16 protein-coding genes are annotated in these 17,157 nt (G+C 39.1%); 8 read left to right on the top strand and 8 right to left on the bottom strand.

Translation table 11 applies throughout. The features are described from left to right. Positions 1–64: 64 nt before the first annotated feature. From A1D26_RS07960 to ddc, 7 genes are all read left to right on the top strand, one after another. A complete protein-coding gene (locus A1D26_RS07960; RefSeq protein WP_232516820.1) occupies positions 65–652 on the top strand; it encodes a septal ring lytic transglycosylase RlpA family protein in 588 nt (195 codons plus the stop codon). A 35-nt stretch (positions 653–687) separates the two neighbouring features. Further along, on the top strand, positions 688–1,866 hold the full coding sequence (locus tag A1D26_RS07955; protein ID WP_157403517.1) for a serine hydrolase: 1,179 nt from the start codon (positions 688–690) through the stop codon (positions 1,864–1,866). A gap of 120 nt (positions 1,867–1,986) precedes the next feature. Beyond that, on the top strand, positions 1,987–2,286 hold the full coding sequence (gene ybeD, locus A1D26_RS07950; protein WP_157403516.1) for a DUF493 family protein YbeD: 300 nt from the start codon (positions 1,987–1,989) through the stop codon (positions 2,284–2,286). 80 nt (positions 2,287–2,366) lie between these two features. Continuing rightward, positions 2,367–3,032 carry a lipoyl(octanoyl) transferase LipB gene (lipB, locus tag A1D26_RS07945; protein ID WP_157403515.1) on the top strand — a complete coding sequence of 222 codons (666 nt, stop codon included), beginning with the start codon at positions 2,367–2,369 and terminating at the stop codon, positions 3,030–3,032. A 9-nt stretch (positions 3,033–3,041) separates the two neighbouring features. Beyond that, positions 3,042–4,004 carry a lipoyl synthase gene (gene lipA / locus A1D26_RS07940; RefSeq protein WP_157403514.1) on the top strand — a complete coding sequence of 321 codons (963 nt, stop codon included), beginning with the start codon at positions 3,042–3,044 and terminating at the stop codon, positions 4,002–4,004. A 488-nt stretch (positions 4,005–4,492) separates the two neighbouring features. Beyond that, positions 4,493–5,857 carry a diaminobutyrate--2-oxoglutarate transaminase gene (locus A1D26_RS07935; protein WP_157403513.1) on the top strand — a complete coding sequence of 455 codons (1,365 nt, stop codon included), beginning with the start codon at positions 4,493–4,495 and terminating at the stop codon, positions 5,855–5,857. Between the two features lie 67 nt (positions 5,858–5,924). Next, positions 5,925–7,457, top strand: a complete 1,533-nt coding sequence (ddc, locus tag A1D26_RS07930) for an L-2,4-diaminobutyrate decarboxylase (protein ID WP_157403512.1) — start codon at positions 5,925–5,927, stop codon at positions 7,455–7,457. 58 nt (positions 7,458–7,515) lie between these two features. Here ddc and dsbA read toward each other — a convergent pair whose 3' ends face one another. Next, positions 7,516–8,154 (bottom strand): thiol:disulfide interchange protein DsbA, encoded by a 639-nt coding sequence (dsbA, locus tag A1D26_RS07925; protein WP_157403511.1) that lies wholly within the window; start codon positions 8,152–8,154, stop codon positions 7,516–7,518. A gap of 50 nt (positions 8,155–8,204) precedes the next feature. Next, positions 8,205–8,474 (bottom strand): DUF1040 family protein, encoded by a 270-nt coding sequence (locus A1D26_RS07920; RefSeq protein WP_157395300.1) that lies wholly within the window; start codon positions 8,472–8,474, stop codon positions 8,205–8,207. An 80-nt stretch (positions 8,475–8,554) separates the two neighbouring features. On the opposite strand from A1D26_RS07920, the gene mobA reads away from it, so the two are divergent. Continuing rightward, on the top strand, positions 8,555–9,649 hold the full coding sequence (gene mobA, locus A1D26_RS07915; protein WP_157403510.1) for a molybdenum cofactor guanylyltransferase MobA: 1,095 nt from the start codon (positions 8,555–8,557) through the stop codon (positions 9,647–9,649). Between the two features lie 73 nt (positions 9,650–9,722). On the opposite strand, the gene A1D26_RS07910 is transcribed toward mobA, so the two are convergent. From A1D26_RS07910 to A1D26_RS07885, 6 genes are all read right to left on the bottom strand, one after another. After that, entirely contained in the window at positions 9,723–11,072 is a 1,350-nt protein-coding gene (locus tag A1D26_RS07910) for a rhodanese-like domain-containing protein (protein ID WP_157403509.1), read from the bottom strand. Positions 11,073–11,097: 25 nt separating this feature from the next. Next, positions 11,098–12,480: a rhodanese-like domain-containing protein gene (locus A1D26_RS07905; protein WP_157403508.1), complete on the bottom strand. Its 1,383-nt coding sequence runs from the start codon at positions 12,478–12,480 to the stop codon at positions 11,098–11,100. Positions 12,481–12,489: 9 nt separating this feature from the next. Next, positions 12,490–13,491: a YeeE/YedE family protein gene (locus A1D26_RS07900; protein ID WP_157403507.1), complete on the bottom strand. Its 1,002-nt coding sequence runs from the start codon at positions 13,489–13,491 to the stop codon at positions 12,490–12,492. 271 nt (positions 13,492–13,762) lie between these two features. Then, a complete protein-coding gene (gene ltrA / locus A1D26_RS07895; protein WP_157403506.1) occupies positions 13,763–15,487 on the bottom strand; it encodes a group II intron reverse transcriptase/maturase in 1,725 nt (574 codons plus the stop codon). Positions 15,488–15,836: 349 nt separating this feature from the next. Next, the gene (locus tag A1D26_RS07890) at positions 15,837–15,977 is read right to left on the bottom strand and encodes a hypothetical protein (RefSeq protein WP_157403505.1); all 141 of its coding nucleotides are present in this window, start codon (positions 15,975–15,977) and stop codon (positions 15,837–15,839) included. A 1,078-nt stretch (positions 15,978–17,055) separates the two neighbouring features. Next, a partial coding sequence (locus A1D26_RS07885) for an EF-Tu C-terminal domain-related protein (RefSeq protein ID WP_456300790.1) occupies positions 17,056–17,157 on the bottom strand: 102 nt, incomplete at its 5' end.

Raw genomic sequence — 17,157 nt, 5'->3', positions numbered from 1 at the left:
AGTCACTCATGACATAAAAAAGAGTAAATCAAAGACTCTGAAAGCGAAAGCAAAAAAGAAGTCAGTGAAATCGCCAACAAAGCGTGCCAAATCTAGTGTAAAAAACGCCAAAAATGAAACTAAAAAACGTTATGGCGTAAAAGGGGCAAGTTTAAACTATGTGAAAGTGAGCAATAAAAGGCTCACTTATCGTGAAAAAGGAAAAAACCACACCACTATCAATAAAGAGAATTCTCGCCAATATGGGCAAGTCGGTACGGCTAGCTATTACGCAGGAAAGTTCCATGGTAGAAAAACCGCAAGCGGTGAGATTTATAATAAAAATGGCTTTACCGCAGCTCACAAAACCTTAGCACTAGGCTCTTATGCGTTAGTCACTAATTTGCGTAACGGACGTAAAGTGATTGTACGCATAAATGATCGTGGTCCATTTAGCCATAGCAGAGTAATTGACCTTTCAATGGGAGCTGCTCGCGAAATTGGAATGATACACTCGGGTGTTGCCAAGGTGCGTATTGAAGCTTTGCAAGTTGATAGACAAGGTTATATTTCAGGTAAAGGCGCCCAAGCTCTGTTACAATTAGCGAAGAAAGAAGGGCTACCTTTGAAAGTTAAAGGTGAGGGTAGCACCTTAGCCATTAAGGCAAAGTAATTTAAACAGTCATTATTCAAGAACGGAAGCAAACCATGTTAAAAAATAAATTTCTAAAATCAGTCAGTTTATGTGCGCTTGCACTTTCTAGTATCGCTTATGCTAATTCTGATGTTGATTACGGTATTTCATCCCCACAAATCAATGCTCAAACTTATATTTTGATGGATTATAACTCAGGTGCAGTATTAGCAAGTTTGAACCCAGATCAACGTCAATATCCAGCAAGTTTGACTAAAATGATGACAAGCTATGTCGTAGGTGATGCTCTTAGAACAGGTAAAATTAAAAATAATGATTTAGTTACCATTACCGAAAGTTCCTGGGGACAAAAATTCCCTGGTTCTTCAAAAATGTTCTTAAATTTAAATCAGCAGGTTTCTGTTGATGATTTAAATCGCGGTATTATTGTGGTATCAGGCAATGATGCTTGTGTGGCAATTGCTGAGCATTTATCAGGTTCACAACAAGCCTTTATTGACACAATGAATAAATATGTACAGCAATTTGGATTGAAAAACACTCATTTTGCAACCGTTCACGGCTTAGATGACCCGAATCAATATTCATCGGCTCGTGATATGGCGATTATTGGTACTCACCTAATTCGTGATCTTCCTGAAGAATATAAAATTTATGCTGAAAAAGAATTTACCTTCAACAAAATCAAACAACCAAACCGTAACGGATTGTTGTGGGATAAGACAATGAATGTTGATGGAATGAAAACAGGACATACAGACAAAGCTGGCTATAATCTCGTGGCCTCTGCTTACAACAGCAATACTCGTTTAATTTCAGTCGTAATGGGTGTAGAGAGTATTAAAGGGCGTGAAATTGAAAGCAAAAAGCTCTTACAATGGGGCTTTGCTAGTTTTGAAACGGTTAAACCATTAGCCGCTGGTCAAACTGTTTCAGAACAGAGCGTATATTATGGTGATTTAAATAAAATTCAGCTCGGTACGTTACAAGACAGCTATATCACTGTGCCAAAAGGTAAAACAGGCGAATTAAAGGCTCGTTATGTGTTAGAGAAGAAAACGCTTGAAGCACCATTAGCGAAAGGTCAAATAGTTGGTAAAGTAGTCTATCAGTTAAATGATAAAGATATTGCCTCAATTGATTTGCAAGTAATGCAAGATGTTGCTGAAGCTGGATTTATTGGCAAAGCCTGGGACTGGGTGGTATTAACAATCAAGGGGTTATTTAACTAATTCCTAGCGAATCATTCCCTTGTAATTTTAGAAATTATCCCAATCTTAGCTCGCAAGCGGTGAGATCTTGTAAAAGAATTGCAAAATCCCACTGCTTGTATATTTCAAAAGGAACAAAAAATGACAGAAAATAAAACTGTAAATTTATCTGACTTACCACAAGCAAAACTAAAAGACTTACTTGAATTCCCTTGCTCATTTACCTTCAAGGTCGTAGGGGCAAAACGCGATGGATTAGTTGATGATGTAGTTAGCGAAGTGCAAAAAGTCGTAAAAGGAGATTACAACCCAATGCTTAAAGAGAGTGCTAAAGGCACTTATCATTCCGTTTCAATTACCATTCAAGCAGAGAATATTGAACAGGTTGAAACACTTTATACTGATCTTGCCAAAATTGAAGGGGTGAGAATGGTATTATAATCTTCACAAGCGGTGAGTTTTAGTAAAAAATTTGTAGAAAGTTACCGCTTACTTTCATCATCATTACAGAGCAATACACAATGGTAACGACACCAACTCTTATTATTCGTCAGCTTGGTACTCAAGATTACCAAGAAACTTGGCAAAAGATGCAGCAGTTTACCGATAATCGCAGTGAAGAAACGCCTGACGAAATTTGGTTAGTTCAACACCCTTCTGTTTTTACACAAGGCTCAGCAGGTAAACCTGAGCATTTGCTTAATCAAAGTCATATTCCTGTGGTGCAATCGGATCGTGGTGGGCAAATCACTTACCACGGTATCGGTCAGCAAATTATGTATGTGTTGATTGATATTAAACGACACAAAGCCAATGGTAATGATTTAAGCGTGCGGGACTTAGTATCAGCATTAGAGCAATCGGTAGTTAAAACCTTAGCAGATTATCATATTGATGCTTATCCAAAGCCTGATGCTCCGGGGGTATATATTGATGGGCGAAAGATTTGCTCACTTGGGTTACGTATTCGTAAAGGTTGCTCATTTCATGGGTTAGCATTAAACATTAAGATGGATTTAACCCCTTTCCGTCAAATTAATCCCTGTGGCTATGCAGGGTTAGAAATGTGCCAGCTTGCCGATTTTGTTACTGAAGATGAAGCCAATTGTGAGAAGGTTTCCGCAAAATTGGTCAATTACTTTCGTGAGATTCTCGGGTATAATACTCAACAAGTTATTAACAAATAGGAATTGTCGATGGGTACACCCTTTAAAATGGAACGTGGCGTAAAATATAGAGATGCTGCTAAAACGTCCATTATTCCCGTAAAAAATATCGATCCAGACCAAGAGCTACTCAAAAAGCCAGAGTGGATGAAAATTAAGTTGCCTGCAAATTCGGCAAAAATTGAAAGTATCAAAAATGGAATGCGTCGTCATGGTTTACATTCAGTTTGTGAAGAAGCATCTTGCCCAAATTTACACGAATGTTTTAACCATGGTACAGCCACTTTTATGATTATGGGTGCAATTTGTACACGTCGTTGCCCATTCTGCGATGTTGCGCATGGCAAACCGTTGCCACTAGATCAAGATGAGCCACGCAAATTGGCTGAAACTATTCAAGATATGCGTTTGAAATATGTGGTAATCACATCGGTCGATCGCGATGATTTACCCGATCGTGGAGCAGGCCATTTTGCCGCTTGTGTGCGTGAGATTCGCGCAATTAACCCAGGGATTAAAATTGAAATTCTTGTGCCTGATTTTCGTGGGCGTATTGAGCAAGCGATTGAAATCCTGAAGGAAAATCCACCTGATGTATTCAACCATAACCTTGAGAATGTGCCACGTCTATACCGTGAAATTCGTCCAGGGGCAGATTATGAATGGTCGCTTAAGTTACTCAAAGAATTTAAAGCGGTATTCCCTGATATCCCAACTAAATCAGGTATTATGGTTGGCTTAGGCGAAACGAATGAAGAAATTCTAGAAGTAATGCAAGACTTACGCTCACATGGGGTCACAATGCTTACACTAGGTCAGTATTTACAGCCAAGTCGTCACCATTTACCTGTGGCTCGTTATGTTCACCCAACAGAATTTGATATGTTCCGAGAAAGAGCAGAAAAAATGGGGTTTGAACACGCGGCCTGTGGTCCTTTTGTGCGTTCTTCTTACCACGCAGATTTACAAGCAAGCGGTGGGTTAGTGAAATGATGATTATGTAGAAGATCCGCTCTTCTATGGCGTGTGGACAAAGTCGTTGCTACTAATATTTGGGGCTTAGATTAGCCCTAAGAAAAATATCGTTCTTTGGGGTAGTGGGTAGTGTATGAGATGTCGGTTCCGAACTACCTAACCTTACGCCTTACTGTTTTATTCAATGACAGGCAATCGTTTGCATTTATAATGGCTATTATTTGTAATATCTATTAAAGTTGCTCAAAAAAACCTTTCTTTTTTTATAAAAAGCAGTAGTATTAGCCGCCTTAAATATACCCTATATTTAAACCAAAACTCTGTTTCCAACCTATCCCATTCTCTCGGGAATAAATAGGGTAAAAACAAAAAAGCTGAAACGCTTTTTTTAATAAGTAGCGAGTCAAATGCCCCAAGGCATCTTATTTTTAGAATAAGAAAGCTTAGGCTTCCCGCAAGGCACCCGACTTATTTTTTTAACCTCTTATAGAAGGTCTATTAAACAAATGACAAACACGCCTGTAAATCCGATCAACCAAGCGACCAATGAATATTATTTAACCCGTCAAAATGAGATGGAGTCGAATGTTCGCAGTTATCCGCGCAAATTACCTTTAGCGATTGCTAAAGCACAAGGTTGTTGGGTAACCGATGTTGAAGGAAACGAATACTTAGATTGTTTGGCAGGGGCTGGTACTTTGGCTCTTGGTCATAACCACCCTGATGTAATCAAAGCAATTCAAGATGTCTTAGCCAGTGGATTGCCTTTGCATACCCTTGATTTAACCACCCCATTAAAAGATGCCTTTACAGAAGAATTACTCTCTTTCTTCCCAAAAGGTGAATACCGTTTACAATTTTGTGGCCCAAGCGGTGCAGATGGTACAGAAGCAGCAATCAAATTAGCAAAAACCTATACTGGACGTGGTAATGTGATTTCATTTTCTGGTGGCTATCACGGAATGACTCATGGTTCATTATCAATGACGGGTAATCTTAATGCTAAAAATGCCGTTCAGAACTTAATGGCTGGAGTGCAGTTTATGCCATATCCACACGAATATCGTTGTCCATTGGGCATCGGCGGAGAAGCGGGTGTAGATGCCCTTACCTACTATTTCGAAAACTTTATTGAAGATGTGGAAAGCGGTGTAGTTAAACCAGCAGCTGTTATCTTAGAAGCCATTCAAGGCGAAGGTGGCGTGGTTACTGCACCAGTGAAATGGTTACAAAAAATTCGTGAAGTGACTAAAAAACACGGTATTGTATTGATTTTAGATGAAGTTCAAGCAGGCTTCTGTCGTTCAGGCAAAATGTTTGCCTTTGAACACGCAGGTATTGAGCCTGATGTAGTGGTAATGTCTAAAGCCGTTGGTGGTAGCTTACCATTAGCAGTATTAGCCATCAAAAAAGAGTTTGATGCGTGGCAACCAGCCGGACACACAGGTACGTTCCGCGGTAATCAATTAGCAATGGCAACAGGTTATGCGTCTTTAAAAGTAATGAAAGAACAGAACCTAGCTCAAAATGCACAACAGCGTGGCGATTTCTTACAGGCAGAGTTGAAAAAACTTGCTCAGCAATTTGGTTGTATCGGCAACGTGCGTGGTAAAGGTTTAATGATCGGTATTGAAATTGTCGATGAACGCCAACCACAAGATCGTATCGGTGCTTACCCAGCCGATGGTGTATTAGCCGCAGAAATTCAAAAAGCTTGCTTTAAACACAAATTACTCCTTGAGCGTGGTGGACGTGGCGGTAATGTGGTTCGTATCCTTTGCCCGTTAATCATTACTCAATCAGAATGTGAAGAGATGATTAAACGCTTTACCCAAGCAGTACAAGATGCACTAAAAGCGACCCGTAGCTAAAAAGCCAATATCATAAATTCTGCCCCACTTATTATGGGGCAGAATTTTACTCTTTAGGAAATAATCAATGACAACTCTTGAAAAACATAAACAGGCGCTGTTCTGTAACGATTCACAATCTATTGCCGACTACCAATCCGCAATGCAAAATGCAGTACAAGCGGTAAGTTCTTGGCTACAAAATACAAAAATGTACACTGGCGGTAGCATTAAACAACTCCGCTCAGAAATTGCATTCCAACCGTCTAAACAAGGTTTAGGTGTTGAACAATCCCTTAACCGCTTAGTTGAATTATTCTTAAATAAGAGTTTGAAGGTTCATCACCCACACTCTTTAGCACACTTACACTGCCCAACGATGGTAACTAGCCAAATTGCTGAAGTGCTGATTAACGCCACCAATCAGTCAATGGATTCTTGGGATCAAAGCCCTGCTGGTTCACTAATGGAAGTTCAGCTTATTGAATGGTTGCGAGAAAAAGTTGGCTACGGTAAAGGGCAAGCTGGTGTATTCACATCAGGCGGCACACAATCTAACTTAATGGGTGTGTTATTAGCTCGTGATGCGTGTATTGCTAAGCATTGGAAGAACAGTGACGGTAGCGAATGGTCTGTACAACGAGATGGCATTCCTGCAGAAGCAATGCAAAAAGTAAAAGTAATCTGTTCTGAAAATGCACACTTCTCGGTACAAAAAAATATGGCAATGATGGGAATGGGTTTCCAATCTGTTGTTACTGTACCTTGTAATGCCAACGCACAAATGGACGTTACTGCACTTGAAAAAACCATCGCGGATCTCACCGCTCAGGGCAAAATTGTTGCTTGCGTAGTGGCAACTGCAGGGACAACTGATGCAGGGGCAATTGATCCATTAAAAGCCATTCGCGCTGTTACCGACAAATATGGTATTTGGATGCACGTTGATGCTGCTTGGGGTGGTGCATTATTACTCTCTAATGAATACCGTAATTGGTTAGACGGCATTGAATTAACCGACTCAGTAACCCTTGATTTCCACAAACATTTCTTCCAAACCATCTCCTGTGGGGCATTCTTACTGAAAGATGAAGCAGAATATCGCTATATTGATTACAAAGCTGATTATCTCAATTCAGAATATGACGAAGAACATGGTGTACCAAATTTAGTGGCAAAATCGTTACAAACAACTCGCCGTTTTGATGCCTTAAAATTATGGTTTACGGTTGAAGCTTTAGGCGAAGACTTATACGGATCAATGATCGACCACGGCGTAAAATTAACTCGTGATGTTGCCGCTTATATCAATGCCACTGAAGGCTTAGAGTTACTGGTTGAGCCACAATTTGCATCAGTCTTGTTCCGAGTTAAACCAACTGACTACCCAGTGGAATTTATTGATGCACTCAACCAAAATGTTGCTGACGAACTCTTTGCACGAGGCGAAGCAAACATTGGAGTAACAAAAGTCGGCAACGTGCAGTCGTTGAAAATGACAACACTCAGCCCAATCGCAACTTTAGATAATGTGAAAGCCCTACTTGAACAAGTATTGAATGAGGCAGAGCATATTAAAGATGCTATTGTACAGGGTAACTACACCCCTGCAATCGATTAACAAAAATGGCTTAAAGGATTAACTTTAAGCCATTTTTTATATCATTTTGAAAGAATTTTTACTTCTTCACTAAAAACAGTGCCGCATCAATGTAACGTTTAACAAATTCTTCCGTTGTGCGAGAATCCGAGAATCCTTCTAAATTTAATTGATATTGCTCATTCACATAAAAAGCTGGCACGCCACGCACATTAAACTCTTTAACCGCTTGAGTTTGTTTATTCACTAAACCATTCACTGCAAAGCTGTTAATACCGCCATCAAACTGTTCAGCAGTAATACCATTTGCTAAGAAAATGGCACGAATATCCTCCATTGATTTGATACTATCTTTCTGTGCAGCTTCAAATAATGGGGTTTTGACCTTATCTTCTACCCCAAGAGCCATTGCTAATGCCCATGCTCTTGTTAGACTTTCAGACTGACGACCTAAGAAATCAACGTGGTATTGCTTAAACACAACATCTTTATCTAAGCCAGCCTTAATGGTAGATGGAATTTTATACTGGAATTCGAAATCGTAGCAGTGCGGACAGTAAAATGAGAAAAACTCTAACACTTCTTTCTGTGTAGATGGTGTCTCTTTAACTTGAATATACTCTTTATTTGCCACTGGAGCAGACGTATTTGCGCTAGCATTTAAAGTAAAAAGTGCAGAAAGTGCAACAAATGCCGTTTTTAAAACTAATTTTTTCATAAATAACCTTAATAAAATATCCCGAGTAAATGGAGTTGAATTCGACAATATTACTCACTTAAAATTCCACGTGCTTTTAATAATGCGGTTTTAAAATCATCTTCATAATCTTTTTTAAGCCCAGGGATCACTTCTGATTTATCTTTACCACGCATTTTAAGTTGATAAATGAGCACTTCATCTCGCAACGCATCTAAATTGTTTGACTCACCAACTTCTTCAGCAATCTTGTGGAGCAGATCCAATAGATGTAAATCTGGCTCTTTACGCCAATGTTCGCCTAATAATTCAAGGACTTCTTCTAAACGTTTACATTTCATCTTAAAACCCTAAAAAAATGTGGAAAAATTGGGTGAAATCATATACTTTTCATCACTATTTTGCAAAAAAAGGACGAAAAATGGCAGAAATAAATAATATCGCAGCAGTTATTCTTTCTGGGGGGCTTGCACGCCGCTTTAACGGCGTAGAAAAGGGCTTGCAACATTTTGCTGGCAAAGCCTTAATTTCCCATATTATTGAACGTCTTGAACCCCAAACTTGCAAAATTTTCTTGAATATAAACCGCTTGCATCACGAATATGCTCAAAAATACCCAACTATTCCTTACTATTCCGATAAATTAAACGACTTCCAAGGTCCATTGAGTGGTATGTTGTCGGGATTTGAGCAAATCGAGAGTGAATATTTGCTATTTGTCCCTTGTGATAGTCCTTTTGTACCGCTGAATTTATGCCAAAAGCTCACCACAGCATTACGCATTAATCAAGCACAAATTGCCTACGCACACGATGGCGAACGAGCTCACCCGACATTTTGTTTATTACATCGTTCTATTTTACCTTGCCTAACAAACTATCTCGCTTGTGGCGAACGTAGAGTACTCCAATTTTTCCACTCACAGCGTTATGTCGCTGTTGATTTTTCTGAACAGCCAGAGTCATTCCAAAATTTTAATTGCGCTGAACAGTTAGCAAGCGGTCAGATCTCACATTATTTTTGCAAAAAACCTATTTTGGCAATCACAGGATATAGCGGTACTGGGAAAACTACGTTGCTAGAAAAGTTAATTCCACGTCTTTCAGAAAAGGGGTTGAAAGTTGGGTTAATTAAACATTCCCATCATAATGTTGATATTGATAAAGCAGGAAAAGATAGCTATCGCTTACGCCAAGCTGGAGCAAATCCAACAATGATTGCTTGTGAGCAACGTTGGGCGTTAATGACGGAAACACAAACAATGGCATCGTTTGAAACCTTAGTTGCACAATTTGCAGATAAGGAGCTTGATCTGATTTTGGTGGAAGGGTTTAAACACGAGCAACTACCTAAAATCCAATTACATCGTAAAGGCATAGCAAAACCGCTACCTGAAATAGACAATTTCACTATTGCCACCGCTACAGATTACCCTATTGAAAGAGAGAACGCTTTGGACATCAATAATGTAGAGCAGATCGCTGGCTTTATTTGTAGTTATCTGCACGATAAATAGTAAAAATGCACCAAGAAATTAAACATTGGTGCATTTCTGTATCGTTATTTTGTACTGATTAACTCTTAATCAATTACTGCTTACCCGAGTCATTTCTAGCATCTGGTTGCTGCATATTATTAGGAGCACCTTTTTGTACAGGAAATATAGAATCCATCTGCCACGCATTCCAGCCACCGTCATAAACGTAAGTATCGTTCCAACCCGCAAGCTGAGTTATAAACCAAGAAACACCCGCACGCCAACCAGTACCGCAATAGAACGCAAGTTGATCTCCCTGATTGATTCCTTGTTCCTTCCATAAAGCAAAAATTTCTTTTGGATTACGCAATGTGTCATCAACATCGTAATAATCTGCCATATTCGATGAATCCGTACCTGCGAATCCCCAAATTGCTCCTGCTGGCTCGCCTTTTCCTGGGATATAATCATAACCACTGGTTTTACCGACATATTCATTCCACGCTCGGTTACTAACAAGTTTTAGCCCTTGCTTTTGACGGTTGATCGCATCTTGTGGCATTGAGATATTATATTGTGGGTTTTGCGGAATAGTTGCACCAAACTCACTAACAGCTTCAGGGGTATTTACTGTACTTTCTGTGGTAAAGCCTGCTTTTGTCCAGCTCTCTAAATTACCATTTAGTACACGAACATCTTCTACTCCCGCCCATTTCAACGCCCAAAACACACGATAAGCGGCTAATTGGTTGTTGGAGTAAAGCACAATAGTTTTATCCTTGGATATACCATTCTTTAATAGATTTTGTTCAATCACTTTAGGATCAGATAAATTCCAAACAGGGTCATTTTCTATCCAGTCTGTATTGAAATGATATGCACCCGGGATATGTTGTTTATAAGAATCTGCTTGAGCAATATCTCCCCAAGCCACATTAAAAATCATAAATTTATCATTATGATAGGTTTCTGGTTTTTCACCTTGAATTAAGCTGTTGATCCATTGCGGTGAAACACTATAAGCAAAATGTTCAAAATTCTCTAATGGATAATCACCATTTGCATAATCCATATAATCTTTAAAAACTTGGACTTTATAACCTTTTTCAGCAAATTTATTTGCTAAGCAATCTAACTGCTTAGGATCAGAATCGTAAAAGACTAAAGTTTTAGCCTTATCTAATCCTTTATTTTTGGCAAAACTTTCAAACTTATCATCGGCAATATGCGGTAGCCAGTCACAGCTGAATTGTACTGCCCCCTTGATATGCCCACCACGTTTAGCATTTTTTTCTTTAAAACCGTTGTATAAGCTATCGTGTCGTCCATCAATAATCACATAGTCTGGGTTATCAATGTTTTTTACTAAATCGGTGATTGAAATTGTTTTAACAGATTTATCATCACACGCAGCCAACGCCATTGTTATTGTGATTGCAAGTAGCGGTTTATTAAGTTTCATTGTGTTTCCTTATACATAAGAGAAATTAACCACGACAAGAATTGCTTTTTTTCAGCAATCTGCCTGAGTCATTTTTCGCATCGGGTTTCATTTTCCCGATGCTACCTTTTTGTACTGGCAAATGAGGTTCCATTTGCCAAGCATTCCAACCACCGTCATAGACGGCACTATTTTCCCAAGCGAGTAGTTGGGTAATAAACCAAGGAACAGATGCTCTCCAGCCTGTTCCACAATAGAAAGCCAGATGATCCGTTGCATAAATTTGCTGAGATTTCCATAATTCAACAATTTCTTTTGGGTTGCGTAGTGTGTCATCAGGATCATAAAAATCTGCCATATTCGAAGGGGCAGAGCCAGCAAATCCCCAAATTGCTCCTAGTGGCTCGCCGGTGTTATGAATTGCATCATCACCACTTTGCTCACCAATATATTCTTCCCAAGTCCGACTACTAATTAGCTTTAAGCCATTTTGTTGTTGCTGAAATGCTTGTTGTGGTAAAGCAATATTGATTTGTGGATTAGCAGGAATAACTGCACCAAAACGGGTTTCAGGCTGTGGTATATTAACCTTAGTTTCTGTGGCAAACCCTTCGTCCATCCAAGTTGAAAGATTACCATTTAATACTCGAACATCTTCTACCCCAGCCCATCTTAGTACCCAGAAGATACGATAAGCGGCCAGTGGGTTATCTGAATACAGCACGATAGTTTTATCTTTGGTAATGCCATTTTTTAGTAAATTTTGTTCAATAATCTTCGGATCGGATAAATTCCAAATAGGTGCGGAATCTTCCACCCAATTAGTATCAAAGTGATAAGCGCCAGTAATATGCTGAGTATAAAATTTCGCTTTACCTAACTCTCCCCAAGAGACTTCAAATAACATAAATTGCTGATTATGGTAACTTTCCGGCTTTTCGCCTTTAAGGAGTTGATTTAGCCATTTCGGTGAAACGCTATATTGGAAATTCGGGAAAAATGCCATTGGATAGTCATCTACATTCGCATAGCTGACAAACTCTTTAAATAATTGAACTTGATAACCTTTTGCTGCAAATTCGGCACTGATACAAGCTAAACTTTCAGGATCAGTATCATAAATAACGAGTTTCTTCTGTTTGGTTATTCCCTTTTGGGTAGCAAATTGCTCAAACTTGCTGGCTTCAATCCGTTCAAACCAATTACAACGAAATTGAATTGCCCCTTTAATATGCCCGCCACGTTTAGCGTATGGTTCTTTAAAACCGTTATAAAGACTATCTTCCCTTGCATCAATAATCACAATGTCGGGATTGTCTAAATTTGCCAAAAGTGTGGGTGTATCAATCTCTTTAATCGTATGCTGTTCATCGCAAGCTGTAAGAGAAAAACAGAGTAAACAACAGAGTAAGGATTTTATGGACTTCATCTATTTAACCTAAAAACGAGTGCGTATAAATTTAGTGGCAAACCAACTGCCTAAAATAAACATTAGGGTAGCCAACCAACCTTGCCAAGAGAAATAAGCGGTGGAAACTAAAGAGTTGGTAATCGTACAACCACCTGCTAAAGCGGCCCCAATCCCCATCGTAATTCCGCCTAAAATTCTGCGAATAATTTCCCGAGCATCAGGCATTCTTAACTCGAAACTACCCGATAATTTAGCGGTTAAAAATGAACCTAATAATATCCCTAATACAAAATAGCTTCCCCAATTCAAATAGCGTTGTTGCCCAATTACAATATATTGGATAACATTTGCACTAGGTACAGCAACCCCAAAACCATAATTACGTCCAGTCTCAGCACTAAACACCCACGCTACAATACCAAGTAGCCCGATGAACACCGCCGTTAAAAAAGGATGCCAAGTTTTTGTAAAAAGTAGTTGAAAACTGACCGCTTGTTGAGTTCCCTGCGTTGTTTTTGCTTGACGAAAATGGAGAATAACGAGAGTCAGAGTAATACAAAGTAGTAATGCGACTAGATACCAAGGAGAAATTTGTAGAGTAAGATGAATGTTGTCTAAAGCAATCGTTTCAAGTAGTAAAGGGGAAATCCAATGCTTTAACGCTCCTGTTTGGGTTGCTGCCATTGTAATGCTAAAACAGACTAGTGCAACTAAACTTCCCATTGCCCCTTCACCTGTTCTAAACCAGCCTCCACTTGCACAACAATTCGACAATACCATTCCAATCCCAAAAATAAATGCACCGAGAATAGTTGCGATCAATGGAAGTTGAGTATTTGGAAGAGTAATCTGTTCTAAATTCGCTAACAAGAAAAAACCGACAGATTGAATAGAGATTGCAATCAATAATGCAGTCAGAAATGTAATATCTCGTTTGGTGTAAAGATTTCTGAAACCCGAAACGAAACAGAATTGCCCACGTTGTAAGAAAAAACCAAGTAAAAGCCCAATAATTAGACCGCTTAACATAGATTAAACCTTAATACTAATGTTATGAATTTATAGTCGCTATTAGAACATAAATTAACACTAAAAAGAAACGATTTGAGATCTATTGAGAAAATAAGCGGTAAGATTCTCAGTATTTTTTGCAAAAAAAAAAGCGTACCCAAAGGTACGCCTTCTATTTATTCGCTTTTGCTACATCAATATCGGGTAGCCAGATTGCATTACTGCAACCTAGCCCCCTAAGAACTGTACAAGCAAATTTCTCTGCATACAGCTCAAGCCTTTCTATTAACTACATTGTAGTCGGCTTCACCACTTTCAAATTTAAAGCGTGAATTTTCGTATGACACGTTGGGTGTACCAAACATCGGTTACTCAAGCTATCTGAACCACCTAATACTCTATAGGTAATATGATGGTCGTGCCAACCTGTTTCTTTTGTAATTATACCTTGACATAACATACATTTCCCTTTCTGTTCTTTGAATAAAGCTTGCCATTGCTGTCTATGAGATTGCTCTTCATAAAGTCTACATTGGTTTAAAACTTCTTTATACAATTCCCATTCAGGTAAAAACGGATTGTAATCTGTTTTTATTTTCTTATGTCGTTTTATCTTAGTATCACTACAATAAAGCAAATCAAGAGGATATTGTTCGCCTTTTTCATTAGTATCTACTGTGCCAAACACCCAATTCCGAGTTGCCGTAGTACAAAAGTATTTCTCTTTTATCCAACGTCTCCCTTTATTTGAATGACGGCGGCGACACCATTTCCATAAGACTTTCCAAATTAACATATCCATTCGATTATAGGTTGCTTTTGCAACAATATGTCTATGATAGTTTGCCCACCCCCTGAGCATTGGGTTTAATACTTTAATGATGTCAGACTGCTTGGCAGTACGCATTTCGGTCAATACTTTTTTCACTTTTCGGTAAAATGTTTCCACATTTTTCTTACTCGGTTTGATAAGTACTTTCCGTTTAAACCGTCGAACTGTCCAGCCTAAAAAGTCAAATCCTTGCTCAATATGTACAATTTTAGTTTTTGTTTCGGATAGCGTTAAGCCACGCTCTGCCAAGAAACCTTTAACTAATGGAATCACTTTTTCTTCCAGTATTTCTTGCGAACTTCCCGAAATAATAAAGTCATCCGCATATCGTACCATATAGGTTTTGTTACGGATTATCTGCCTGCTTTGCTTTTTACCAAAATGCTCAGCAAGCAAGGCTTCCAATCCGTCTAGTGCCATATTCGCTAAAGTTGGCGAGATTATTCCCCCTTGTGGAGTACCTTCTTTCGTTGCCTTTAACTGTCCGAACTCAACCACACCTGATTTTAGCCACTTCCGCAATATCCGTTTGTTCATTGGAATATGCTTAATAAGCCAATCGTGGCTAATGTGGTCAAAACACCCCTGTATATCTGCATCAAGTACCCATTCTGCTGATTTCTTTTCTCCCCTTAAAGAGAAAATACTGTGTATATGGTTAATCGCATCTGCCGTTGAGCGGCTTATCCGAAATCCATAAGAGCTTTTATCAGCCAAGGTTTCTGCAACAGGTTGTAATCCCAACAAGTGCAAGGCTTGCATAGCTCTATCTCTCATCGTTGGAATACCCAAGGGGCGTTTCTTTCCATTTGCTTTGGGTATAAACACTCGCTTTAATGGGCTTGGCTTATACTTTTTGCCTGAAAGTTCACTAATTGCTTGCCATTTCAATTTAGGTGTATCCCAAATCGTTTTATCGACACCTGCGGTTCGTTTGCCTTTATTTTCAGTCACTCGTCGTACTGCTAATGCTTTCGCATAAAACGAGTGGGTCAGCATTCGTTGTAAGTTTTTAACCCTACGCCAATCGCTTTCCTGTGTTGCCTTCGCAATCCGTACCTGCATTCCTTTCACATACCTGTTCACCTTATACCAATCGATATAATGCCACTGTGATATGTGCGAGGTCGTTGGAGCTGGACTGCCTACTAATTTCTTAGTATGATGAGTTTGCTCTTTCATACTTACCTCCGTGAAGAGATAAGTTTTCTTGGTATATAGATAGTTCCTCTTTCTGTTTGGACACTTCAAGAGTGGCTATCGTTACCAATAGACTTACACTCTTGGTTTATCATTAAGGATAAAGAGTGCTTGCGTTGGTTTATTTGATTATTACTAATCAGCAAGCCAACGCTCGCTTTCTTTTATTCCCTGTTCAAACATTAAGGAATTGTCAGACATCTTGCGATGAAAGACCAGTTAGAAGTCTGCACCCTTTCGGGTTAGGTCATCTCTCATACCCTATTTGCACCATTACAGCACAACGTTCGCTTTCTCTAACCTCTTTTACCTACATTTCCAACAGTATCACTTACGCTTTACCTGCCTGTTCAGGCGAAAATATAGGCTTACCAAGTTCCATTATCACCACACGAGTGGGGAAGATACAGTCTGTTCTCCGACAGTGTTTCGGTAACGTATTCCCACAAATAAAAGGAATAACCCACTGCATACCTTTTGGTTAGAGCCAATAACTACCGTAGGCTCTTCAAATCTAACGAAGTTTATCAACTGTTCACTTACGTTTATCTTTCCACTCAACCTAGCCACTCAGCATTATGTAGTTTAATGCTTTCTTATTGTCTTCTCACGATTTCAATAACCCTTTCGGGGTGTACATTGTCAGGAAGCTCCATACATTACCGTTGCCAGTAATGCACTATCCCTAGGTTACTGCTAGTTACATAACAGGTTACACTCATCAATTTTGTTGTACTGCATATATCTTCAACGTTATTGATTGTAACAATGGTAATAACAGCTTACGCATACTTACTAAGTGATAATAAATAAGCCCTTACTATTGCTTTAAAAACTTACTTTTGTCATTTCTAGAATAACATTGTAAATCAACCACTTATCATCAGATAGATCGAACCTATGCCGCTGTAAACATAGAGGATTATGTCTATTTATCACAGAGTTAAGTAAGATTATGAGATGACAGCTTAGGTAAATTTGAACCGATAGATAGCCGTGCTGTTACCGCAAGCCATTCACGGGTGGTTATTATTCTCAAACCACAATGGGTGCTTCCTGTTTGGAACGTCCCTATGTAAAGATAAGTCGTAAAAGATACATTCAATCATAAGAAATTCCACTTTCTTATGGTCGGTTTTTCTCAGAATGCCGAAAACCTTTGGGACTTTATTTATAGTAGGTTGGACAATTAGTCTTTATGGACGATATTAACGTTTAGGATCTGACCCAAGCCACTCTACATAATGCAGGCGACTAACGGTAGTTATATCTTTCGATAACGGATCTTGCTTTCTTACTCTTCTTAATTCCTAAAAAGAAATTAAGTACGTCAAAGTGAAGACCATACCTTATTACCGCATAAAGTTGGACATTATCTTTCCCAACTTAGAACCAAGTCTTGAGCAACGCTCCGTTCTTGGTCTGCCTACCCTTCAAGCTCCTAGAGCTATCAGAATAGTCGAAAGTAAGTGGCACGAATACCACTTACTCTCAACAATAACTCCTTGATATATAAGGAGTTATTGCCATAAGCACGACAACTTGTCGCACTATTTGATGATTTTCGCTACAACGCCAGCACCTACTGTACGGCCACCTTCACGAATCGCGAAACGTAAACCTTCGTCCATTGCGATTGGGTGAATTAAGCT

This window comes from Ursidibacter maritimus, from assembly GCF_009761395.1.
Lineage (GTDB): Bacteria > Pseudomonadota > Gammaproteobacteria > Enterobacterales > Pasteurellaceae > Ursidibacter > Ursidibacter maritimus.
Note: the sequence above shows the minus strand (reverse complement) of the source record. Positions and strands in the feature narration are given on the sequence as shown.